The organism is Mycoplasmopsis citelli (assembly GCF_900660645.1).
Taxonomy (GTDB): domain Bacteria; phylum Bacillota_I; class Bacilli_A; order Mycoplasmatales; family Metamycoplasmataceae; genus Mycoplasmopsis; species Mycoplasmopsis citelli.
The window spans coordinates 627,055-650,642 of sequence record NZ_LR215036.1 but is presented as its reverse complement, the minus strand read 5'-3'; the positions used below and the strand labels follow the sequence as shown (position 1 = coordinate 650,642).

25 protein-coding genes are annotated in these 23,588 nt (G+C 23.3%); 3 read left to right on the top strand and 22 right to left on the bottom strand.

Annotated elements, in window-relative coordinates:
* Nucleotides 1–951: 951 nt before the first annotated feature.
* From EXC58_RS02230 to EXC58_RS02135, 22 genes are all read right to left on the bottom strand, one after another.
* Nucleotides 952–2,352 (bottom strand): hypothetical protein, encoded by a 1,401-nt coding sequence (locus EXC58_RS02230; RefSeq protein WP_129725420.1) that lies wholly within the window; start codon nucleotides 2,350–2,352, stop codon nucleotides 952–954.
* Nucleotides 2,353–2,621: 269 nt separating this feature from the next.
* The gene (locus EXC58_RS02225; protein WP_165177532.1) at nucleotides 2,622–2,837 is read right to left on the bottom strand and encodes a hypothetical protein; all 216 of its coding nucleotides are present in this window, start codon (nucleotides 2,835–2,837) and stop codon (nucleotides 2,622–2,624) included.
* Nucleotides 2,838–3,444: 607 nt separating this feature from the next.
* Nucleotides 3,445–4,053: a hypothetical protein gene (locus tag EXC58_RS02220; RefSeq protein WP_129725418.1), complete on the bottom strand. Its 609-nt coding sequence runs from the start codon at nucleotides 4,051–4,053 to the stop codon at nucleotides 3,445–3,447.
* 147 nt (nucleotides 4,054–4,200) lie between these two features.
* Nucleotides 4,201–4,620, bottom strand: a complete 420-nt coding sequence (locus tag EXC58_RS02215; RefSeq protein WP_129725417.1) for a hypothetical protein — start codon at nucleotides 4,618–4,620, stop codon at nucleotides 4,201–4,203.
* Nucleotides 4,621–5,000: 380 nt separating this feature from the next.
* Nucleotides 5,001–5,720, bottom strand: a complete 720-nt coding sequence (locus tag EXC58_RS02210) for a hypothetical protein (protein ID WP_129725416.1) — start codon at nucleotides 5,718–5,720, stop codon at nucleotides 5,001–5,003.
* A 113-nt stretch (nucleotides 5,721–5,833) separates the two neighbouring features.
* Nucleotides 5,834–6,631, bottom strand: coding sequence for a hypothetical protein (locus EXC58_RS02205; protein WP_129725415.1), 798 nt, complete (start codon nucleotides 6,629–6,631; stop codon nucleotides 5,834–5,836).
* Nucleotides 6,625–7,107, bottom strand: coding sequence for a hypothetical protein (locus EXC58_RS02200; RefSeq protein WP_129725414.1), 483 nt, complete (start codon nucleotides 7,105–7,107; stop codon nucleotides 6,625–6,627). The genes EXC58_RS02205 and EXC58_RS02200 overlap by 7 nt, the downstream gene beginning before the upstream one ends.
* Nucleotides 7,108–7,381: 274 nt before the next feature.
* Nucleotides 7,382–7,813 (bottom strand): hypothetical protein, encoded by a 432-nt coding sequence (locus EXC58_RS02195; RefSeq protein ID WP_165177528.1) that lies wholly within the window; start codon nucleotides 7,811–7,813, stop codon nucleotides 7,382–7,384.
* 467 nt (nucleotides 7,814–8,280) lie between these two features.
* Nucleotides 8,281–8,868: a hypothetical protein gene (locus EXC58_RS02190; RefSeq protein WP_129725412.1), complete on the bottom strand. Its 588-nt coding sequence runs from the start codon at nucleotides 8,866–8,868 to the stop codon at nucleotides 8,281–8,283.
* 128 nt (nucleotides 8,869–8,996) lie between these two features.
* The gene (locus tag EXC58_RS04705; protein WP_165177525.1) at nucleotides 8,997–9,149 is read right to left on the bottom strand and encodes a hypothetical protein; all 153 of its coding nucleotides are present in this window, start codon (nucleotides 9,147–9,149) and stop codon (nucleotides 8,997–8,999) included.
* Nucleotides 9,150–9,693: 544 nt separating this feature from the next.
* A complete protein-coding gene (locus tag EXC58_RS02185; protein ID WP_129725411.1) occupies nucleotides 9,694–10,098 on the bottom strand; it encodes a hypothetical protein in 405 nt (134 codons plus the stop codon).
* Between the two features lie 407 nt (nucleotides 10,099–10,505).
* The gene (locus EXC58_RS04700; protein ID WP_165177522.1) at nucleotides 10,506–10,670 is read right to left on the bottom strand and encodes a hypothetical protein; all 165 of its coding nucleotides are present in this window, start codon (nucleotides 10,668–10,670) and stop codon (nucleotides 10,506–10,508) included.
* A gap of 953 nt (nucleotides 10,671–11,623) precedes the next feature.
* The gene (locus EXC58_RS02180) at nucleotides 11,624–13,063 is read right to left on the bottom strand and encodes a hypothetical protein (protein ID WP_129725410.1); all 1,440 of its coding nucleotides are present in this window, start codon (nucleotides 13,061–13,063) and stop codon (nucleotides 11,624–11,626) included.
* Nucleotides 13,064–13,187: 124 nt separating this feature from the next.
* Nucleotides 13,188–13,466, bottom strand: coding sequence for a hypothetical protein (locus tag EXC58_RS02175; RefSeq protein WP_129725409.1), 279 nt, complete (start codon nucleotides 13,464–13,466; stop codon nucleotides 13,188–13,190).
* A 194-nt stretch (nucleotides 13,467–13,660) separates the two neighbouring features.
* On the bottom strand, nucleotides 13,661–13,891 hold the full coding sequence (locus EXC58_RS02170) for a hypothetical protein (protein ID WP_129725408.1): 231 nt from the start codon (nucleotides 13,889–13,891) through the stop codon (nucleotides 13,661–13,663).
* Between the two features lie 153 nt (nucleotides 13,892–14,044).
* Nucleotides 14,045–14,476, bottom strand: coding sequence for a hypothetical protein (locus tag EXC58_RS02165; RefSeq protein WP_129725407.1), 432 nt, complete (start codon nucleotides 14,474–14,476; stop codon nucleotides 14,045–14,047).
* Between the two features lie 368 nt (nucleotides 14,477–14,844).
* Nucleotides 14,845–15,606 carry a hypothetical protein gene (locus tag EXC58_RS02160; RefSeq protein WP_129725406.1) on the bottom strand — a complete coding sequence of 254 codons (762 nt, stop codon included), beginning with the start codon at nucleotides 15,604–15,606 and terminating at the stop codon, nucleotides 14,845–14,847.
* Nucleotides 15,607–15,609: 3 nt separating this feature from the next.
* Nucleotides 15,610–17,031, bottom strand: a complete 1,422-nt coding sequence (locus EXC58_RS02155) for a hypothetical protein (protein ID WP_129725405.1) — start codon at nucleotides 17,029–17,031, stop codon at nucleotides 15,610–15,612.
* A 124-nt stretch (nucleotides 17,032–17,155) separates the two neighbouring features.
* Nucleotides 17,156–17,860, bottom strand: a complete 705-nt coding sequence (locus EXC58_RS02150) for a hypothetical protein (protein ID WP_129725404.1) — start codon at nucleotides 17,858–17,860, stop codon at nucleotides 17,156–17,158.
* A 3-nt stretch (nucleotides 17,861–17,863) separates the two neighbouring features.
* Entirely contained in the window at nucleotides 17,864–18,640 is a 777-nt protein-coding gene (locus EXC58_RS02145; protein WP_129725403.1) for a hypothetical protein, read from the bottom strand.
* Between the two features lie 15 nt (nucleotides 18,641–18,655).
* Nucleotides 18,656–19,522 (bottom strand): ROK family protein, encoded by an 867-nt coding sequence (locus tag EXC58_RS02140; RefSeq protein WP_165177519.1) that lies wholly within the window; start codon nucleotides 19,520–19,522, stop codon nucleotides 18,656–18,658.
* Nucleotides 19,523–19,671: 149 nt separating this feature from the next.
* Nucleotides 19,672–20,760, bottom strand: coding sequence for a hypothetical protein (locus EXC58_RS02135; protein ID WP_129725401.1), 1,089 nt, complete (start codon nucleotides 20,758–20,760; stop codon nucleotides 19,672–19,674).
* A gap of 262 nt (nucleotides 20,761–21,022) precedes the next feature.
* Between EXC58_RS02135 and EXC58_RS02130 the strand changes: the two genes are divergently transcribed.
* From EXC58_RS02130 to coaD, 3 genes are read left to right on the top strand one after another with little or no spacing between them, the layout of a single operon-like run.
* The gene (locus tag EXC58_RS02130) at nucleotides 21,023–21,979 is read left to right on the top strand and encodes a phosphate acetyltransferase (protein WP_129725400.1); all 957 of its coding nucleotides are present in this window, start codon (nucleotides 21,023–21,025) and stop codon (nucleotides 21,977–21,979) included.
* Between the two features lie 2 nt (nucleotides 21,980–21,981).
* The gene (locus tag EXC58_RS02125) at nucleotides 21,982–23,169 is read left to right on the top strand and encodes an acetate/propionate family kinase (protein ID WP_129725399.1); all 1,188 of its coding nucleotides are present in this window, start codon (nucleotides 21,982–21,984) and stop codon (nucleotides 23,167–23,169) included.
* Nucleotides 23,159–23,587 (top strand): pantetheine-phosphate adenylyltransferase, encoded by a 429-nt coding sequence (gene coaD, locus EXC58_RS02120; RefSeq protein ID WP_129725398.1) that lies wholly within the window; start codon nucleotides 23,159–23,161, stop codon nucleotides 23,585–23,587. The genes EXC58_RS02125 and coaD overlap by 11 nt, the downstream gene beginning before the upstream one ends.
* Nucleotide 23,588: the final 1 nt, after the last annotated feature.

Genomic DNA, 23,588 nt, shown 5'->3' with positions numbered 1-23,588 from the left:
AAAAAAGAATTTTTAAAATTATCTTTTTGTTAGTTTTTTTGGTATTTATAGCAATAGATAAAATAGCTTCTTTAATTAAAAAATGTGGATGTAAATTATTTTTTAATATAAATTTAATCTTTTTTATAGCTATTTTAATTCAAATGTTTTCTATTTTTTTAAATAGAAAAGAAAAAACTTCTGAAAATAAAATTCATAAAAAAATCAATTCAAATAAAATAATTATCGTTATTAGAGCTATATTATTTAGTCCCATTTTGCTTCTCCATAATTTTTTATCATCTTTTGATGTTCAAATACAAAATATGGAGCTTTAAAGTTATTTATATCATATATGTAAATGTACATAATTGTTTTTGAGTTTTTACCTAAGAAATATTTGATATTTTTTTCAATTAAAATAAAGGATTCTATTTTCTTAAATAATATTTTTTGCGTTGTAAATAAAAACTTTTTTCCAGGTCTTTGATTAAGAAATATTTTAGGATTTTTAATTTCTTTGATTTTATCAAATACAAAAACATTGAGTTTTTTGATCTCTTTTTGAAAATATCAAAACACATAAAAAAACTTCAAAAACGCGAAATACCAAATAAACAAAGAGAAATTAATTATGAAAAATGTGTATTTTAAATAAAAATCTTGCTCACTTTTAAAACTTGTACTTAAGATCAAGAAAACTGTAATAAAAACTAAATTAACAGAAAAATCAAATAGAAAATTTATGCAAAGAATCTTTTTGTTGTACTTAATTTTTGATAGAAAAATATTTATGCTTTTTTTAAAATTGTTATCTAAATATCAAGTTTCTTGATTATGTTTTATTTTAAGAAGAGAAAGTTTAATTAAACAGTCAAAAAACTTTCACCTTGAAAAATGTTTTATACTCACAAAGATAATTCTAATTCCGAAATAAACAATTAACAATATTATGTATAAAATAAGCAAATTTTATCCTAAATTATCTTCTTTTGAAGAATTTTTAATTTTTCTAATATAAAAACCTTTTTTGTGATCATAAACTTTTTGAAGGCCTTGAGCTCTTAATTCAAAATCACTATATTTGAGTAATTCATTAATTGTTTTTATTTCACCTGTTTGAAGGTTTTTAAAAACTAAGTTTTTTCCACCTCTTCCTCCATTTCAGTAAAAATCAGTTTGTTCAGTTTCATTAATTACCACTCAATTGTATTTTTTTAGCTCTTCAATTCTTTGATATATTTCGCTTAATGAATTATTAATTTCTTTTTCTTTTTTGTTAATATACGCTATTCTTTGATTTGTTAAATATAATTCATGGCTATTAAAACCAACTTCAATAGCATCATTAATTGCTGCAAAAGCTATAAACTTCTTTTTTGAGAAAAAATCACCTAAGAATTTTAATACACCTCAATTTTGAGGTTTACCTACTTTTTTTGCAATTTGTGAGGCAAGTGATATTAAAGAAGATTCTGCAGAACCAGCTGCCCATATATTGCCGTGTAATATTTTTAAGGCAGTTATTGGATCGTCTGTTTGTGAAATTAAAGAACCGTAATATTTTACTTTTAGATCTGCAATTTCGATATTATAATTAATTTCATTAATTTTTTGACTTATAAGGAATGCAGCAGTTGTTAATGCCAAACTCCCTAAAACTAAAACTGGTGCAAATATAGAAAAAATCCCCACAAAAAATGAACTAATTCCCAAACCAATATTTGCCGCAACGTAATCACGTTTAACTTCAGTTCAATATTTCAAGTTGTTTTTGATTTCATTTCGAAGTTTAATTATTTCTTTAGCTTTTTTCTCTAAATTATTAAATTCAAGTGAGATTTTTTTGGAATTTATTTCACCATCTATAATGTTTAATTTATAAGAATTTGCATAATCTATTGTGACTCTTTTTAAACTATCTTTAAATTTTTTGGACGAATATTTAACGATAACTTCTTTTTTTGTTTGTATAGAATATTTTTTAAACTCCCTTTTGAAATTTTCAAACATACTATCAGAAATGGGTGTATTAATATACTTATTGTAATCTTCTTGTGAAATTTTATTTTCTTTTAATAATTTTGTTAAAAGAGTTTTTGAAAATGCTTTTAAATCATCTTTTTGTAAATTTTCTGCAACTTTTGTTCCTGATATTTTTTTATCTAGCATTAAATTTGTAAATTTATCAATTAAATCTCTATTTTGATTTTGCAATTCGTTACCTAGTTTTCTCAGAAATTTATAATCAATAACTTTTTTATTTTGCTGAATTTTAGAAATATTACTTGTATCAATATTATTTGCTACAATCGAAGAAAGTTGAGTAACGTTAGCAACAGGCTCTCCGATTTTCAAAAATATATTTTTCATTTTTATCCTCTGATAGTTTTTTGATTTATTTTAATAATTTTATTTTATAAGAAAAATGACAAAAATATGGTTCAATTTTTAGATTTTATAAAATGTAGAAGATTTTTTATTTTCATTTGTAGTACCATTTTTTGAAAAGTCAATAAATAAAATAACCTTAATATAATCAAAATGATATGAACCCCTTAATTTTGGATTTTAATGTCCAACTTTTGGGGTTCATATCACAACTTAATTATTTTCTATCCTTTTTTAAAAAATAAGCTTATTTAAAGCTTATTTTTATCATTTGAATGATATTTTTCCAGCTCTAAAAAATATCGCATGTTATCTTCATAATTTGGATTGTAAAATTCTTCATTTTTATAATTGGAATAAACCACCATTAAATAGTGAATGTGTCGAGCTTGCTCTTTGTTTTGATTAAATTTATGAAATAAAATATCTCTATTTAATAAAAATTTTTGTTTGTCCTTTTTAAACAAGTTATCTTTTTTAAATGGAAAGTAGGTATTAAAAATCACTCAATCTCACTTTATAGAATATAAAAAATAATCAAATCCTTCAATATTTTCAAAAGAAGCATTGTGATTAATTTCGAGAATATCTTTTGGTTTTAGGTCTATATCAAATAATTTAGTTTTTGTATCAACAACAAGATTTTTAACTATTTTTTTAGTTTATTAACCCTAAAAAATCTTTTAAGTATAAAATAAATTAAATAACTAAAACGCAAAAATCAAAACCCAACAATTCATCACGCAGGATAATAAAATGGTTTTTCTCAAGAATCTTCATGCCTTGTTAAAAACAGAAAAATAAATAAAAATATAAAAAATAAAAATTGGAAAAAAGTTTGAGCAAAAATTTTTATGTTACCTCTTTTTACAATACTAAAAACACTACTAATAGATTTTAGAAAAAGTGAAGAAACATTTATTTTATTCTTTGAAGCAAACTTAGTTTTTTTAATAACAATAGTTAAGATATGATTTTCGAAAGTTCTTCATCAAAGAAGAAAGATTATTATAATATCAATTGTTAAAACTATAAAAGCAAATAAAAAAACTATATTTGATAAAACATAACTGCTTATCATTGAATTTCCTTATAGTTTTCAATTATTTTTTGATTATCGTACACAAAATATGTGGCTTTATAATTACTGATGTCATACACATAAATGTACATAATTGATTTTGCTTCTTTTCCTAAAAAATATTTAATCATTTTTTCACTTATTACAAAAATTTTAGCTTTTTTTGAAAAGATTTTTTTACCAACAAAAGCAAAATTTACACCATTATCATCTAATTTTATTTTTTCTTCTTTTTTTAACTTTTCAATATTTTCTCAATCAAATATTTGATGTTTAATAATTTCTTTTTTAAATTTATTGATTTTATGCAAAAATAAAGTTAAAAAAATAAGTCATCAAAGAGGGGCAGTAAAGATTATAATTGGTGCAAAAATGTCATGAGCTAGAAAATATGATTTTAAAATAATATCATCAATATATCATAAAATTGCAGTCGCAAGAATTAAAGTAAGATTGAAAGACCAATCAATTCAAATATATTTTTTATAATATTGAATTTTTTTAAATAAATCTAAAGTTGCTTTATTTAGTTTTCGATCTAAAATTCACTTATTTTGGTTAATTTTAGTTTTTTCAAATCAAAGATCAAGTAAAAATATCATAAATTTTCATTTTCCTATTAGATTGCTATGTTTGAATAGAAATAAATTTGCATATAAGAAAAAAATTATCAAAATTGAAATTGAAATTATTAAAATGTAATCATCCATATATTTAATTATCTTAGATTATTTTGATTTGTTTTCTTTTTAATAAAACTTTTCAAGCTCTAAAAAATATCGCATATTATCTTCATAATTTGGATTGTAAAATTCTTCATTTTTATAATTGGAATAAACCACCATTAAATAGTGAATATGTCGTGCTTGCTCTTTGTTTTGATTAAATTTATAAAGTAAAAGATCTCTATTTAATAAAAATTTTTGTTTGTCATTTTTAAATAAATCACTATTTTTTCTTATTTTATAGTCTTTATATGTCGAAAAATCAAATATAAGTGAATGCAAAAAATAATTATCACTTTCAATATTTTCAAAAGATCCAATGTGTTCTATTTTTAAAACATCTTTTTGCTCAATTTTCAAATCAAATAAATTAATATCAGATTTAATAATTAGCTCTTTACTTATGATTTTTAATTTTTTGGTTATAGCAAATCTGGAAAACATAAAATAAAGCAAATAAAAAAATTTTATTATTCAAAAAACTTCAAATACTAAAATTAAACTTGAAAAAGGATCTATATAAAAATCATATATATATCCAAAAATTAAAAAAATTACTGTTCCAATAAAATAGAGAAAAACAAAAAAGTTTTGAAAAATAATTTTTTTATTACTATTTTTTATTATTGACAAAACCGAAAAAATTGAATTGACAAAGAGATCATGAACTTTTATTTTATTTTTAAATACAAAATCAATTTTTTTAATGGAAATAATAGCTATTTGGTTTTCAAATATTTTTGATCTTGTGTAATAAATTAAAAAATTATCAATGATAAAAATTAAAAAAGATATAGCAAAAACCAAAACATAAATTAAAAAAGTTAATCCCATTTTATTTCCTCGTAATTTTGAATCATTTTTTCGTTTTCATACACAAAATATGGAGCTTTAGGGTTTTTTATGTCGTAAATATAAATATACATAATTGATTTAATATGATTGGATAAAAATTCTTTAATATTGTTTTCATTTATTATAAAAGTTTTAGTTTTTAATAAAAAAATACCTCTATTTCTCATTAAAAAAGATTTGCCAGCTTTTTTAAAATGATTTAATTTTTCTCTGCGCAAAGGTTCTATATTGTTTAAATCAAAAGCATTACTTTTTAATATTACTTTTTTAAATTTAGAAAATTTATTTAGAATAACACTTAAAAAAATAAATCATCAAAGAGGTAGTGTAAATATTATTAAAGGAGCAACTAAATCTTGTCCATAGAAACTATATTCATAAGCTATATGACTAATTAATCATGCAACTAGCACAGAAATTATTAATGTTAAATGAAAAAATCAGTCAAGTATTATATATCTTTTATAGTATTGAGTTTTTCTATATAGATCTAAAACACCTTGAACTAATTTCTTATCTAATGTTCAAATTTTTTTGTTAAATTTATTTTTTTCTAAGAAAAGATTAACTAAAAATAAAAGAAATTTTCATTTTCCTAAAATATCAGAATATTTAAACAAAAATAATATTGCATATGAACCATAAGTTAAAATAAGAACAAGCGAAATTATAAAAACAGAGTCATTCATTTTTTAATTATCCTAAATTATCTTTTAAATTAAAATAATTTCTTGCATGAAAAATAATACAATTGTTTACTTAAAAAAACTTTTATTATCTAAAAATGAAGCCATCACTTGTTTTAATTTGAATAATATTGCTCTAGTTCCAAAAAATATTTGATGTTATCTTCGTAAAGAGGATTATAAAATTCTTGCATTTCATCATCTGAATATGCAACCATTAAGTAATGAATATACCTTGCTTGTTGTTTGTTACCATTTAATTTATAAGAAAGAATATCTCGATTTAAGAGTAGTTTTTCAATGTTGATTTTATAATTTTCATAATTAGTTGAAGAATCTATTAAATTTTTATCATTTGTTATACTTGAAGAACTTCAGTTAAAATTTTCAATATTAGCAACAGCACCACTATGGTATAAGATTTCATTTGGATCGGCGCTGATTTTTAAATTAAATAATGGAGCTTGTTTATTAACTATTATTTTTTTGGATACTTTTAATAATTTGTTTATTTTCATATTTCTCAGAAAGATTAACACTAGCATTAGTGATCCAAAAAATGCTCAAATAATAAATAAAAATAAGTGAGTAAATTCTAAAGCCGATTGATTAAATCCGTTAATTCGAAATAAAATTACAAAAAAAATAAAAAATAAAAAATCTGGCATTTTTTGGTAAATTAGTTTTTTGTTGCTATTTTTAACTATCAAAATAACGCTTTCAATACCCGCTAAAAAGAAAGGATGAACTTTACTTTTATTTAGTAAAACAAAATCTGTTTTTTGAAACGATATTTCAACTAAAGTGTTTTCAATTTTTAATCATCAAAGAAACGACAAATTTACTATTGAATATATAATCATTCCAATATCTATGATGATAATTATGCTTTTCAAATAACTAAAATCTATCATTGTGCTTCCTTATAATTTATTAGCATTTGTTTATGTTCAAACACAAAATAAGGAGCATAGAAATTATTAATATCATATATGTAAATATACATTAGCTCTTTAGTTTGAAGTCCTAAAAAACGTTGTACAATTGTTTCGTTTAAAATAAAAGTTTTAACTTTAGGTTTAAAAATTTCTTTTGTAACAATTGTAAAAGCATTATTTGTCTTTTGCATGTAAAGTGATTTGGTGTTTTTTCAAGGGCGAAGTTTTTTAAAGTCAAAAAGATTTTGCTCTTGAACATATTTTTTAAATTGAAAAAATTTAAAAAGAGCAACTGCAGATAAGAATGCTTCTATTATAATAATTGCGATAGCAATTCACAAAAATATTTCACTTATTGATGCTAAAAATTTTTCATTTGCATTAACTTTAATGTAAAAAACAATAAAAAGAATAATTGAACTAATAATAAAATCAAGCGCTAAATTCAACATAATTAAATTCTTGTTATATTGATTTTTTCTTAATAAAGTCCAAGTTGCGTTTTTTAAAGGCAAATCTAAAAACCATTTATTTTGATTATGCTTTATCTTTCAAAAACACAAATCACTTAAATGGATATAAAACTTTCACATAAAATAAAATTTTGTGTATACTAAAATCTGTTTTACAACAACATAAAAAATAAATAAGATAATTACAATATCTTTTAATTTGACTGCCATTCTAACCTAAATTTTTCCTTTTAATTAAATTTTATCAATAAATTTATTGGTTCTTTTTGTTGATTAACTGATCAATTTTAGCATAAACCGTTCTGTAGTTTTGATCATTAAAACTTGAATTACTTTGCAAAAACTCTGTTCCAGCAGCCATAAAATAAAGAATATTTACAGATTCTGAAGGATCTCTCTTTATTATTTCTAATAAATTTACCACCTCATTGTTATAAAATTCAAAAATTCTTAAATCGACTTTTCTACTTTTACCTTTTTTAAAATAAATAGGAATTAAATTTTCATTTTTAAAAGAAATTTTTTCAAATAGTTTTTCAAATCTTTTAAACTTAAAACTAAAAATATATAAATTAAAAATAAAAGCAAAAGTACCAAATAAAATAGGCATAATAAAATAAAATAATTTTAATTCAACTAAAACAATAAAAATAATCGATGCTATTAATTGTAATAAAAAAATCAATGTATATAATAAAAGAATTCATAAAAGCTTTTTATTGCTTTTAATTATTCGTTTTTTAATTGCACTATATCCGTCTAAAAATCTTTTATTAAAGTTTAAATTTATATTAATTGAAAATAAAAAAGAGATTTTCTTATAAGAGAAGTTAAGGATACGACCATATTTAAAATCTTTTTTATTTTTCAAAAGAAGAAATATCATGCTTGGAAAACCTAAAACAAAAATTGATAAGCTTATTCCTAAATATATAAGAGAATAATCAATATCCATTTACTCCACCCCCCCTTTTTTTTAAAATAAATATATTTATATTATAAATAATTGTTAAAGTTATATTTATTTTTATTTAAATCTCTGATAATAGCTTTCATATTCTAAAAAATATCTAGCATTTTTCTGATAATAAGAATTATAAAATTTTTGATTTTTGTAATTTGAATAAACAATCATTAAATAAGTAACATATCTTAAATGATTTTTGTCTCCATTAAATTTTCTTGTCAGAATTTTTCATGATCATTTTTATTGCTTAAATTCTTAGAATATTTTTCTAAATCAAAATCAAAAAGTTTTAATTTGGAGTTAGCAACAAGCTTTTTAGATAAATTTTTTATTTTTTTAATTTTCAAATATCTCTTAATAATTAAATGAATTAAAAATGTTGCTATTAGCAAGGAAAAACAACTAACTATTCAGCTTATCATTCCGAAAACAAAGTCATTAATTTGATTTAATGAGGCTCAAATTAAAAAACTTATTACTCCTAAAGCAGGAAGTAAAATTCACAAAGTTATTAAAATTATTTTGAAATTAACTTTCTTTATTAAATAAGCAAAAGAATCTATTCCCTTAATAAAGAAAGGATGAGCGTTGAAATTATTTTCCAAAACAAAATTTGCTTTTGCCAAACTCAGATCAATTAGATTATCATCAAATTTTTTTGTGGATATAGAAAATAAACGAGGGGTAATTCCTGAAAAAATATCTAAATTAAAAAAACTAATTCCAAATATAGTGCCAAACTCTGATAGATATTTTCAAGCGATAAAATCCATTACAATTCCTTAAATTTTCTGAGCATTTCTTTATGTTCAAACACAAAATAAGGTGCATTAAAATTATCAATATCGTATATATAAATGTACATAATCTCTTTTGTTACATCCTCTAAATTTCGATAAATTTATAATGATGTTAATAATTTTTTAGAAACTATACTTTTAGAAATTCATGTAAATTTGCATTCTTGGTCTTCTTTATCAAAAGCATTATTAATTTTTGTTTTTTTATTAACTTCTTGAATTTGATTAAAATCAAAAAGATTGTATTTTTTCAATCTTTTTTGGAAAGAATAACTTTTACAAATAAAAAACAAAAAAATCCACTTCAAGTCAAAGTTCCAGGAATTGGTCCAATAAAAACTACTATAGATGTAATTGTTGGTTCGATAACAAAATTTAAAATATAACTTAAAGTCAGAATAATAGTTAAAATAATTAAAATTAAAATTCTTAATAACAAGTCAAACAAAACAGTTTTACTATACAGCTTTGTTTTTTGAAAAGCTCAACCACCCCTTGTTTTAAGAGAGCATCCAAATATCAAGTATTTTTGTTAAATTTAATTTTGAAAAATAACAAATTAATTAAACGAATGTGAAATTGTCATTTTTCAAAATTTCTTACCATTGTATATGCTATTATTGACGACGTATAAGTAATACAAATAAAAATAAAGATATAGCTATGTGCATCTAAAACACCTCATTATTTAAAATTATAGCAATTTTGCAATATTAAAACAAGCTAGTGCTTGTTTTAATATTTGTTCATAATTTTCTAATCACAAAAATCAATATTATCTTTCTAAAATAATCAATTTTATTGATAATATTTTTCTAAGTGCATAAAATATTGCATATTATCTTGGTGATTAGGAATGTAAAATTTTTCGTTTTGATAATTAGAATATACAATCATTAAATAATGAATATATCTTGCTTTTTGCTTATCTCCATTTAAGTTATAGGCGATAAAATCTCTATTAAGTAAAAGCTTTTCTTTACTTATATCATAAATGCTATAAATTCTAGAGGTATTAATTTTAATATAAAGAAGCTTTATTATATAATTTTCTTCTTTCTTTTTACTTGAAAATTCTCCGTTTTTTAAATTTTCAATAGTTCCACTGTGAAGTATTTCTAAAATATCTTTATCATTAGGAAATTCGACATTAAATAATATATTTTGATTATCTAAAATTAAATTGTTTGAAATTTTTATCACTTTTTTAATTTTAATATACCTTAAAAGAGCAAAAAATAACAAAGGAAATCATATAACAATTCAAATACAATACATAGATAATTGAAAAATTTGAAAATCTGTTTTAAAATCGTTAGGATTAAAAGCTAATCAAAAGGTTATCGAATAATAAAAAAAGCCTATTAAAAATTTATATACCATCTTTTTATTGGTGCTTATAATCGATTCTTTGATAACCAAAATTGCACGGAGAAAGAAATTGTGAACTTTTAGATTATTTTGAAGTGAAAAAAATGATTTTGAAATTGCATTTTTTAATCAATGATTTTGAATCACTCTCAGCGTAGAATAAAAGAATTCAAATAAAACTATAACTAAAAAAATAAAATCAATTAGAAAAATAATAAAAGCAACAGCGGAACTAAATTTTATCATTGTGCTTCCTCGTAATTTTTTATCATTTGTTCATTTTCAAACACAAAATATGGAGCATTAAAGTTATCTATATCATATCTATAAATATACATAATTACTTTTGCCTCTTTACCAAAGAAATTACTAATATCTTTTGCGTTTAAAATGATATTTTGCATTTTTTCACCATAAATATTTTTAAGTATAAATAAAAAATTTAATTCTAAAACATCTTTATTTCCACGACTTTTTTTAATAGGTTTAATTTTTTCTAAATTTAAAAAATTAAGTTTCTTAAATTTATTTTCAAATTTTCAAATTTTATAAAGAAGAATTATTAAGTAAAAAATATTGCTAATTGCTCAAAAAAAAGTAAGTAAAAAAGATATAGATAATCGTCAATGTGGTCATTGATAACTATGCAAAAATACTAAAAAAACACTTAATGCAGTGGCTATGTTTATAATAGACTCAAAGATTAAATTAATTCAAAGGTACCTTTTTTGATATTTTATTTTACCTATTAATGTTAAAATAGCTTCTTTTAATAACTCATCTAAAAATCAAGTTTTTGAATTGTACTTTATTTTAAGAAAAAATAAATCAAATATTTGAATAAAAAATTTAATTTTTATCAAAGGTAAGAAGTAAATAAAAAATATTCTAAGGATGTTATAAACAATATAAATAATGATTAACACATATATATTAGAAACAAAATTATTTTCCATTTTCGCCTTTAATTGTGTTTGTTTAATAAATACTTTTAATATAAATAAAACATTTTTATCTTAAATAATTTTATTATTTTTATTAATTATATTAGAATTATTTAAGAAATCAATTTTGTAAATTTTAAAATACCTAAAATTAAGTATTAATTATCCTAATTTTTGACTAATAATTTGTGTTTTAAAATAATAAGAGACTAATTAGTCTCTTATTATCAAGTATAAAAACATTATATAAAATATTTTGTAATCTTTATCATTATAAATCAATTAGAACATTTTTAGGGAAATATCAAAGAGATTTAATTTCTTATTAATTAAAAATAATATTCTTCAATAAATTTTTGATATCAATTCCTTAAGTTCGAATTTCTAATATCCAGCTTTTAAGTGTTGTATCATTACCCCAAATTATCCTCTTTGGTATCGTTTCTAAGTTTTCTGATGTAATCGCCTTTTATTTTGTCATGAATTTTTTGTAAACCTCAAAACCTTAGTTGTCAATCAGGAGTCTTTAACATTTCTTGAATTGTTTTTTCTTCTCCGGTTTGTTGGTTTCTAAAAACTAAATTTTTTCCACCCCTTCCACCGTTTCAATAATAATCTGTTTGTTCTGTTTCATTAATTACAGTTCATCCATATTTTTTAAAATCATTTATTTGTTCGCTTATTCCTTGCAATTCTTCATTTATTTCTTTTTCTTTTTCATTAATTTGTGTAATTTGATTGTTTAAATTTACTAATTCTTTTATGTTAAAACCAAATTGCACAGCATCGTTTGCTATTGAAAATAAAGTAAATTTTTTACGAAATAGTTTAGATAAGATTCCAGAACCGCCTTTAATTACATTTTTACTAGGTTGTATTTTTTTGTCTAAAATTTTAGTTTTACTTTTTTTAATCTTTCAAATCTTTTTTCCTGAATCTACAATTGATATTGAATCTGATAAATAACCGTGGATTTTTACTAATATTGATTCTATATCTGTTGAATTTGAAATTAATTGTATATATTTTTTCACTTTATTTTTAGCAAGATCTATATTTTTTTGTATTATATCAATTCATATACTTAAACCAAAAGAAGTTACCGAAGCTGTTGCAGATACTACAGTAACAGCAAATACACCAAAAAACGGAAAAATTAAGGAAAATGCACTAACTAGTATAGAAGTTGTACCTACTCCTATACTAGCAGAAACTAATATTTTTTTATATTTAATTCAATATTTTAAGTTATTTTGAATTTGATCTCTAAGGTCCATCATTTTTTTAGCAGTTTGTCTGAGTTTTTCGGCTTCTAATGAAACTTTTTTGGAATTAATTTCCCCTTCAATAATATTTAAGTGATAACCTTTTTCTTCATTAACAGTTTCTCAGTCATGTTCTTCTTGAAATTCTTTAGTTTTTGCTACTTTATCAATGTTATCTTTTACATCTTTATAATAATGCCTTAATTCAGACTTAAATTTATTAAATGCTTTTTCAGAAATTGGTGTATTTATAGCTCTATTGTATTGTTCTTGAGTAATTTTGCTTTCTTTTAATAGCTTATCTAGAAATGACTTAGCAAAAGCTTGCACATCCTCTTTTTGAAGTTCTTTGCTCATTTTTAATGATGAAGCATTTTGTTCAACCATTAAATTTGTAATTTTATCAATTACATCTTTATTTTTAAATTGTAATTCCTGACTTAGTTCCTGAACAAACTTATCATCAATAGCGGTCTTAGGTCGTTGAACTGATGTTAACTTACTTGTATCAACATTATTTGCAACTACTGATGAAAGTTGAGCAACATTAGCTACAGGCTCACCGATTTTAAAAAATATGTTTTTCATGTTTTATCTCCTTAGTTTATTAATTTTTTAACTAAATTAATTTTATAAAAAAAGTAAGTAAAAACTTACTTTTGGAAATTTTTTCCACATTTTTTTAAAATCTAATTATTATCTTTTTAATTACTTATTGATTGTTTTCACGGATTAATTCGTTGATTTTATCATAAAGCATTTTGTAATTTTGAACGTTGAAATTAGAGTTATTGCTTAAAAATTCTGATCCAGCAGCTATAAAATAAAGAATTTCAATATAATCTAACGGATGATCATCAATTAAATCTAATATATTGACAGTTTTATCATTATAAAGCTTAAAACTTTTTAAATTATTTTCGTCAATTTGGCCTTCTACATAATTTAACGAGAGCAATCCGACCTCTTTAAAGGTAATTTTTTCAAGCATTTTTTGAAATTTTTAAACTCAAAAAAACATTAGATCATATGCATATAAAAAAATAATAATAGCAGTAGCAAATAAAAAATCAATATAATAAGTTTCTGTTTTGTCAATTATTATAAAAAACGGAATTTGTAAATTGAGCTAAAATTATTAAAATATGAATCGAAAAAAGATATAAAAGATGCTTATTCATTTTATTATGCTTCTTTTTTGATAATTTCACATCCTTTTAAAAACTTTTTATCAAAAATTAAATTATCTTTAAATGATATAACGTTTTCAACTTTAATATAAACAGCTTTAAAAATTTTTCTATATTCATCTTTATCAATGGATTTATAAACAAAATAAAATATTAAAACAATTGCTATCAAAAACAAAGAAGCTCCAATTGAAAAACTTATAGTACCATAGTAAAATGAATTCATCTTTTTAATCCTTTTTATTTAATTATTCTATTATTGAAAGCATTTTTGAAATTTAAATTAAAAAGTATTAAAATCGCTTATTAAAAATTATAGTGTTTTAAGATAAGATAATTTAAATTGAAAAACAGATTTTAATTACTTCTTTAATTAATCTTAATTATATTTTTCTAATTCTAAAAAGTATCTAATATTCTCTTTATAATTTCGATTATAAAATTCTTCACTTTGATAATTGGAGTAAATAAGCATTAAATAATGGACATGCCTTGCGTGTTGTTTGTTTCAATTAAGTTTGTTAACTAAAATATCTCGATTAAGCAATATTTTTTGCTTACCACCTTTAAATAAATCATAGTCTTTTCATGGTTTATAAACTATATATATTTCAAAATCATTTTTAATAGAATGTAAAAATATATTTGCTTCATCTATATTTTCAAAAGATCCACTGTGTTTTATTTCATTGATTTCTTTTTTACTAATTTCTAGACCAAATAAACTTGAGTTATAATTTAAACTTAATTTTTGACTTATTGTTTTTAGTTTTTTAGCAATAGTTTTTCTTGAAAATAAAAGATATATCAAATAAATAAATTTTAGAAATCAAAAAATTTCAATTATTAAAATAATAATATAAAAAACGTCATAAAATAAATTATAAATAGGTGCCAAAATCATAAAAAACAACAACCCAGCAAAATATATAAAAGTGAAAGAATTTTTAAAAAGAATGTTTTTATTTCCTATTTTGATAATGGAAAAAAGAGAATTAATTGATTCTCCAAACAAAGGGTGAACCTTAATATTATTTTTTAAAACAAAATTGATTTTTTTAATCGTAATTATAATTATATGTTTTTCAATTTTTTTTCATTCAGTATGAATAATAGTTATATGATCGAAAATTAAAACGATAAAAGTTATTATAAACAGTATAAAATATATTTTTGCTTCTAATTCCACTCTACTTCCTCATAATTTTTAATCATTTGTTGATGCTCGAAAACAAAATAGGGCGCTTTATAATTATCAATATCATATCTGTAGATGTACATGATTGACTTGGATTTTTCACCTAAAAAATATCGTATAGATTCATCTCTGGTAATAAATGACTTCATTTTTTTAAAAACCATTCCTTCAGTAACCCATATAAATTTAACTCATTCTTTATTTATATAAGATTCAGTTTCGTCATCTTTTTTATTTGTTGCTTTTTTGCTTTTTTGAGTCTTAATGTCTTTTAGATTTCAAATACCTTTCTTTTTGATGAAGTCTTCCAATTTATAAAATTTATATAGAACTAAAGTTAAAAATAAAAGTCATCAAAGAGGGCTTGTTCCAAGTAAAAATGGCATTACATAATAATGAATAATAAGTGATTTATTCTGATAAACAGTTTCAGAAAGGATTGTTAAAATAAGAAAGAAAAGTCATAAAATCAAATGGATAAGCCAATCAAGCCATATAAATTTTTTGTAGTACCTAGTTCTTATCACCAGATCCAAGCAAGCTCTTTTCAGTTTATTATCTAACATTCAAGTTTCTTTGTTAAATTTTATTTTTTGAATAACTAAATCAATTAAACTAGTGATAAATTTTCACCTTCCTAAATTAGCTAAATTATTAATTGAACTTAACATTAAATATAATATAAATACTACAATAATAATTATTGAAATTGTTAAAGTTGCATTATCATTTTTTTCTAACATTAATTATCCTAAGTTATCTTCTTTGGTGTCATTTCTAAGCTTTCTAATATAATCGCCTTTTATTTTGTCATGAACTTTTTGTAAGCCTCAAAATCTTAGTTGTCAATCAGGAGTCTTTAACATTTCTTGAATTGTTTTTTCTTCTCCGGTTTGTTGGTTTCTAAAAACTAAGTTTTTTCCGCCTCTTCCACCATTTCAATAATAATCTGTTTGTTCTGTTTCGTTAATTACAGTTCATCCATATTTTTTAAATTCTTTAATTTCTTCAGTTATTGACATTATTTTACGATTAATTTCTTCCTCTTTTTTATTTATTTTGTCTAATTGGTTGTTTAAATTAATAAAATCTTTTACACTAAAACCAAGTTGAACAGCATCATTTGCTATTGCAAACAAAGTAAAACTTTTAGAGGCGGTTTTAATAAAATTAACTAGCCCTTTTTTAAGACCTAGTTGTTTAAATCCATAATTTATGTATTTGATATTGTCTTTTTGAGTAAGATTATCAACATCTATTCAAGACTTACCTATTGAAGTTACACCTCAAAAAAGTGCATGAATATTTACTATTCCTGATTCGGTATCATTTGAATCAGAGATTAATTCCTTGTAAGAATCGAGTTTTTCTTGAGCAATTCTAATGTTTTCTTCAATCCCTTTAGTCCATTGATTTAAAATAAGTGAAGATGTTGCGGTCGCTACAGAAACAATAGCTAAAAAAGGAAAAAAGAACGAAAAGAAACCAGTTACTATTGAAGTTACACCAATTCCGATGCTAGCAGCAACAAGTCTTTTCTTATATTGTATTCAATATTTTAGATTATTTTTAAGCTCATCTCTAGCTTCCATCATTTTTTTAACAGTTTCTCTTAAATTTTCAGATTCTAATGAAGCTTTTTTAGAGTTAATTTCTCCATCAACTATGTTTAAACGATAACCTTTTTCTGAGTTAACAATTTCTCAGCGATGTTTTTCTTGGAACTCTTTTGTTTTTGCAGCTTTATCAATATTATCTTTTACATCTTTATAATAATGTCTTAGTTCAGATTTAAACTTTTTAAATGATTTTTCAGAAATTGGTGTGTTTACAGCTCTATTGTATTGTTCTTGAGTGATTTTCCTTTCTTTTAATAACTTATTTAGAAATGATTTAGCAAAAGCTTGCACATCCTCTTTTTGAAGTTCTTTGCTCATTTTTAATGATGAAGCATTTTGTTCAACCATTAAATTTGTAATTTTATCAATTACATCTTTATTTTTAAATTGTAATTCCTGACTTAGTTCTTGAACAAACTTATCATCAACATCGGTCTTAGGTCGTTGAACTGATGTTAATTTACTTGTATCAACATTATTTGCAACTACTGATGAAAGTTGAGTAACATTAGCTATAGGCCCGCCGATTTTAAAAAACATGTTTTTCATGATTTATCTCCTTAGTTTATTAATTTTTTAATTAATTTAATTTTATAAAAAAGTAAGTAAAAAATACTTTTGAAAATTTTTTCCACATTTTTCTTTAAAATCTAATTATTATCTTTTTAATTACTTATTGATTGTTTTCACGGATTAATTCGTTGATTTTATCATAAAGCATTTTGTAATTTTGAACGTTGAAATTAGAGTTATTGCTTAAAAATTCTGATCCAGCAGCTATAAAATAAAGAATTTCAATATAATCTAACGGATGATCATCAATTAAATCTAATATATTGACAGTTTTATCATTATAAAGTCTAAAATTTTTTAAATTATTTTTGTCAATTTGGCCTTCTACATAATTTAACGAGAGCAATCCAATCTCTTTAAAGGTAATTTTTTCAAGCATTTGCTTAAATTTTTTAAATTTAAAAAACACTGGATAATAAAAATATGAAAAAATAGTAACAGCAGTAACAAATAAAACACTAAAGTAACTAATTTCCATTTTGTCAATTACCACAAAAACAATTGAATTTGTTAATTGAGCTACAATAATTAAAACACTAATTGTAAAAGCATATAAAAAACGTTTATTCATTTTAACTACTTCTTTTTCAATAATTTCGTATCCTTTTAAAAAACGCTTATCAAATACTAAATCATTTTTAAATGATAAAATGTTTTCAATTTTGAAATAAACAGCTTTGAAAATTTCTACATATTTATTTTTGTCTCTAGTTTTAAAAATAATATAAATTACCAAAGCATATGCCAGAAAAAATAATCCAATACCAACTGATAAGTTTATAGTTGTATAGTCAAATGAATTCATTATTTAACCCTTCTTATTATTGTTATTTTGCTTATTAAGTTTTGAAAATTTTTCTAAAAAATATTTCATATTTTCATGATATTTGGGTGAATAAAACTTTTGATTTTTATAATTTGAATACACAAACATTAAATATAAAACTGATTGACCATGATCTTTGGTTTTGTGAAATTTTTTAGTAATTATTTGTTCATTAAGTGTTAATTTATGTAGATAATTAGTAAAAACTGAATTAGGATTATTTTCTTGAAAATGATCGGGACTTTGATCTAAATTTGCATCAAAAAGCAGAGCCTTTTCATTAACAATTATGTTTTCTAGCAACAATTTTAGCTTTTGGATTTTTATATTCCTAAAAATTGAAAAACTAAGCAAAATTATTGATAAAACTACCGTAGCAATAATAATTATTCAACTTAATACCGTAAATACAAAAACAACAATTTCATTAACTGCAAGTCAAATTAAATATCCTATAATTGGTGTAGAGCCTAATAAGCAAATTAAACTTGAGATTGTTAATCTTATGTTAATTTTTCTGACTAATAAAATTATTGAACTTACTCCTTGTTCAAAGAATGGGTGTACTTGGATTTGATCTTTTAGAACAAATTCACTTTTTTGTAAACTCATATTAATTAACTTTGCATCAATTTTAGGTGATGATTTAAAAAATAAATCACTAGCAATGATACTAATAATTACATATAAAAGTGTGCTAGCTCCAAAAATTCAACCCAATATATCAAAATACTGCAAATCTAATTCTAATTGATTCATTTTTGTCCTTTATTTTTAAATTAATTCATGCAATCCAAAAAGTGCTAAATCTTCACCTAAAAGATCAATTTTATAATCTAAAACTTGTGTTTGTGAAGCTCACATTAGTTGTTTTGCTTTAGCAAAAGCTTCTTCAACAATAAAAGGAGCATTAACTGCAATCGGTCCACTAAAAACAATTAAATTCGGATTAATTAAACATGCAGTTGTTGCAATAACTTTAGTTAAAGTAAAAATAGCATTACTTACAATTTCATGAGCATATTTTAAGTTATTATGATAATCACTTAAAATTTCTTTAGCAGTTACATTAAATCCTTTTTCTTTTGCTTGTAGCGATCATCCACTTCCTGAAAGATAAATTTCGCTAGCATAAGGACTTAAATGGAAAGTAGGTTCTGAGCTTGGTCCAAGGGGTAATTTAGCTATTTCTTGAGCTTGATGATTATATCCAGTGATAATTTGATCATTAATAACTAATCCCCCTCCAAAACCAGTACTTAAAGTGAAAAACTGTGTGTATGAGCCTACTTTATTATATCGACGGTGAGCTCCTAAAGCTGCTGCATTAGCATCATTTTCACAAATAATTTGCTCAATATTAGAATTATTTAATAGATGTTGTTTAACATTTAAATTACTTCAACTTGGTAAATTAGGAGTTTCTAAAATAATTCCTTGCTCATAATTTGCTGGCCCAGGTAAACACATTGCTAGTGTTTTTATTTTAAATTTTTGAGCTAAAACAATAATTTTATTTAGTGTTTCAAAGGCATTTTTTGGATTGGTTGTAAATTTTTCTTTAAAAATAATTTGATTGTTTTCAATAATTGCAAAGCGAGTATTAGTTCCTCCAATATCTACAACAGCTTTATTAAACATAATTCTCCTTATAATGAATTTACACGTTTTAAGCATAAAAAATGCTTATATTATAAATTTTATCTTATTTTTAACAATTAAAAATAAAGCTTTAATAAATAATGAAAATAGCAGGTTTAAAACCTTGCTATTTAAGAGTTTTTTAACTTTTAAACAAGCCGAATAACTAAAGTTTCTTGTTTTGAACCTTTATTTACTGTTAGTGTTACAGTTCCGGTGTTTTTGTCATAACTAGCTGAGATGTATTTTTGATCCTTTTTGTTTTTGGAACTTTTGTTACCTTTTGAAAGCTTAATATCTTTGACATAATTAGCTTTTAGAAGAAACATTTTGTTTTCGTTTTTATTATCATATCCTGCAAATCCAAATCCTCAATTATCATTTTCGTCAAATGCTTTATATCTTTGAACATATTGAATATTAGCGTTTTTGGGCTTTGTTTCAAGGAATTGGTTTAGTTCTGCTAGATTTTTTGTGTTTAAAACTTTATATTCATCTGTTTCTTTTTGGTTTTTCTCAGATTCAGACATTTCTATTGATTGGACTTGTTTTTCTGGAGATTCTTGACCAGATTGAGCATTATTTTTGTCTTTTTCTTTTGCAACTACAGGAGATTTTGTTTCATTGGTTTTTTGTTTTTCTGTTTCTTTTTGTGAATTATTGGAATTTTGCTCAGAAACTAGTTGAGAGTTGCCTTTTTGCTCTTTTTCTGGTTGATTTTCACTTGCCACTTTAGTTTCTTCTGTTTTAGTAGCTTTGTTTTGCTCTTGAGATGTTACAGTATCGCTATTTTCTTTTTTGTCTAATTTTGTTGTGTCTTTAATTTTTGGATTGCTCGAAACTCCATTTTCTTTATCTGGTTTAGCCTCCTGAGATTTTTGATTATCTTTAGACATAGGTGTTTCTTTGTGATCTGATTCAGAATTTATTTTTGTTACTTTAGAATTTACAGAATCTGAATTTTGCTTTTCATTATCTAAAGTTTCTGTTTTTGGATTTGGTGCTTGAGCTTTTGAAGGATCGCCATTATTTACATTTTTAATATTTTTATTTTTGGCGTCTTCTTTTGTTGAATTTTGTGGAGAATAACTATTTTGCGGGGTCTGAGAAACACCAGAATTTTTAGAATCTGAATTTAGATTTTCTTTTTCTTTTACTGATTGTGCATTTTTATTTTCACAAGAAGCAGATGTTGCTATTAAAGTAATTGGACCTACTAAAATTAATAATTTTTTCAAGTAGCTACTTTTGTTCATAAGAATAATTATATATGTGTAAATATATAATGAAACTGTTCTTGTAAAATTTTAATGAAAATAGTAAATTTATAAAAAATTTTAATAAACAAATTACAAATAAAAGAAATTTTTTATCCAAAAAATTATTGAAAATATTTCCTTTTTACACTAATTTCCAACAAAAATAAGTTTATAAGGATTTTTAAAATATCTTTTTTAGAAAAGAATAAAATAGATAGTATATTGATTTAAAGGAGTAATTGTGAATTTTGAATTATCACTACAAACAAAAGTAAAACAATTAGCTAGTCAAAAAACCATTGTTTTAATTGATGGAGATGATCCAAGAATGGTTCAAGCGGCTAAAGAGTTACAAAAGCATTCAAACATTAAAACTATTTTATTAGTTGAAGATGATAAAGACAAAGTTGAGGGATTTAACTTTGTTAATATTTTCGAAGATAAAGATAAACTTGAGCATTTAACAGCTAAATACGTAGAGCTTAGAAAAGGAAAAGAAACCCTTGAACAAGCTCAAAAAGCATTATCAACTAGACCTTTTTATGCTATGATGCTTCTTGCACTTGGTCAAGCTGATGGAGTTGTTGGGGGATTAAAATATGCTACAGCTGATATTTTAAGAGCCGCTTTTAAAGCTATTGGTCCAAAAGAAGGAACTAAAACTATTTCTTCGGCTATGATTATGCATAAAGACGAACAAAATTTCATTTTTTCAGATATTTCAGTTAATGTTAAACCAACAGCTGAACAACTTGCTGAAATTGGCCTTAATGCAAAAGATTTTGCTACTCAAATGGGATTTGACCCTAAGGTGGCCTTTTTATCTTTTTCAACTAGCTTTTCAGCTAAAACCCCTGAATCAGAATTAGTCAAATTAGCAACTGATTTATATAATGAAAAAGCAACTCAAAAAGCTCTTGGAGAAATTCAACTTGATGCAGCTATTGATTTAGAAATTCGAAAAGCTAAATATAAAGGCGAAAGTTTCAATCAATCAGCTAATGTGCTTGTATTTCCAGATTTAAATGCAGGAAATATTGGTTATAAATTAGTGCAAAGATTTGCTGGTTATGGAGCTATTGGTCCAGTGGTAGTTGGTACTAAAAAACCAGTTAATGACCTTTCAAGAGGGTCAACAGTAAATGATGTAGTAAATACTGTTTTAATTACTGCATTACAAAGCGAAGGAAGTAAATAAAGATGAATAAAATTTTAGTTATTAATGCTGGAAGTAGCTCAATTAAAATGAGTCTTTTTGAAAAAGACACTTTAAATGTTATTGCTACAGGACTTGCTGAAAGAATTACTCTTCCAATGGGTAATATTACTATTAAAACTACACAAAAATTCGAAAAAGAAGTTAAAATGGAAAACCATGAAGTAGCCGTAGAAGAAGTATATAAATTAATGCAAGAAATTAATTTAATCAAAGATAAAAACGAAATTGAATATATTGGTTTTAGAGTGGTTCAAGGTGGAGAATTTTTTACAAAATCTTCAAAAATTGATGATAAAGCCATTGAAATTATTGATCAATGTTCAATTTATGCACCGCTTCATAATCCTGGAGCAGTTCAAGCCATGAATGGATTTAAAAAAGTCTTTCCAAATGCTAAATTAAGCGCTAATTTTGATACCGCATTTCATACTACTATTGATAAAGTTAATAATACCTATCCAATTCCTAAACAATTAACCGAACAATATAAAATTAAACGCTATGGAGCACACGGAATTAGCCATCGCTATATTACTTTAAAATTACAAGAAATTTTAAACAAAGAAAAAGTTACTTTTATTAACTTACATATTGGAAATGGTGCTTCACTTTGTGCAGTTAAAGATTCAAAATCTTTTGATACTACAATGGGGCTAACTCCACTAGCTGGAATTATGATGGGAACTCGTTCAGGAGATATTGATCCTTCAATTCACGAATTTGTGATGAAGCAAAACGGAATGAGTATTTCAGAATTTACCAGCATGCTAAATAAAGAAAGTGGCCTACTTGGAGTTTCGGGAATTTCTTCAGATATGCGTGATGTAACTGAACAAGCAAAGCAAGGAAATGCTGATGCTCAATTTGCTATTGATTTGTACACTCAAAAAATTGCTGATTACACTGCAATGTACTTTAACAAATTAGGTGGAAAAATTGATGCTATTGTTTTTACAGCAGGAATTGGTGAAAATGCAGTGGCAATTCGTGAAAAAGTGTTAAGTAAATTACACTTTAAAAATATTATTTTAGACAAAAATGCTAACGAAGGAAAAATTGGAGAATACCAATTAATTACTACTTCAGAAAGCGAAATTCCTGTGTACGTAGTTCGTACCAATGAAGAACTTTTAATTGCTAAAGACGCATTAAAACTATATGAAAGTTAAAAAAGCAATTTACCCAGGAAGCTTTGACCCCCTGCATCAAGGTCATATTCAAATTTTAAAAAAAGCACTTCTTTTGTTTGATAAAGTTTATGTGATTGTTACCAATAATCCTGACAAAGAAAATCAAAGTGATATTAATCAGAGATTTTCAAACACTAAAAAACAACTTGCTAATTTTGAAAATGTAGAAGTTCTAATGAATGAAAATGAATTTACTGCAGTTTTTGCTAAGCAATTAAATGCTAATTTTATCATTCGAAGTGCTAGAGATAATCACGATTTTAACTATGAACTTGAGCTTGCGGCCGGAAACAAACATTTAAATTCTAAACTTGAAACAATTTTAATAATTCCAAATTATAAAAGTGTTAAATATTCATCAACACTAATTCGACACAAAGAAAGATTAAATAAGTAAT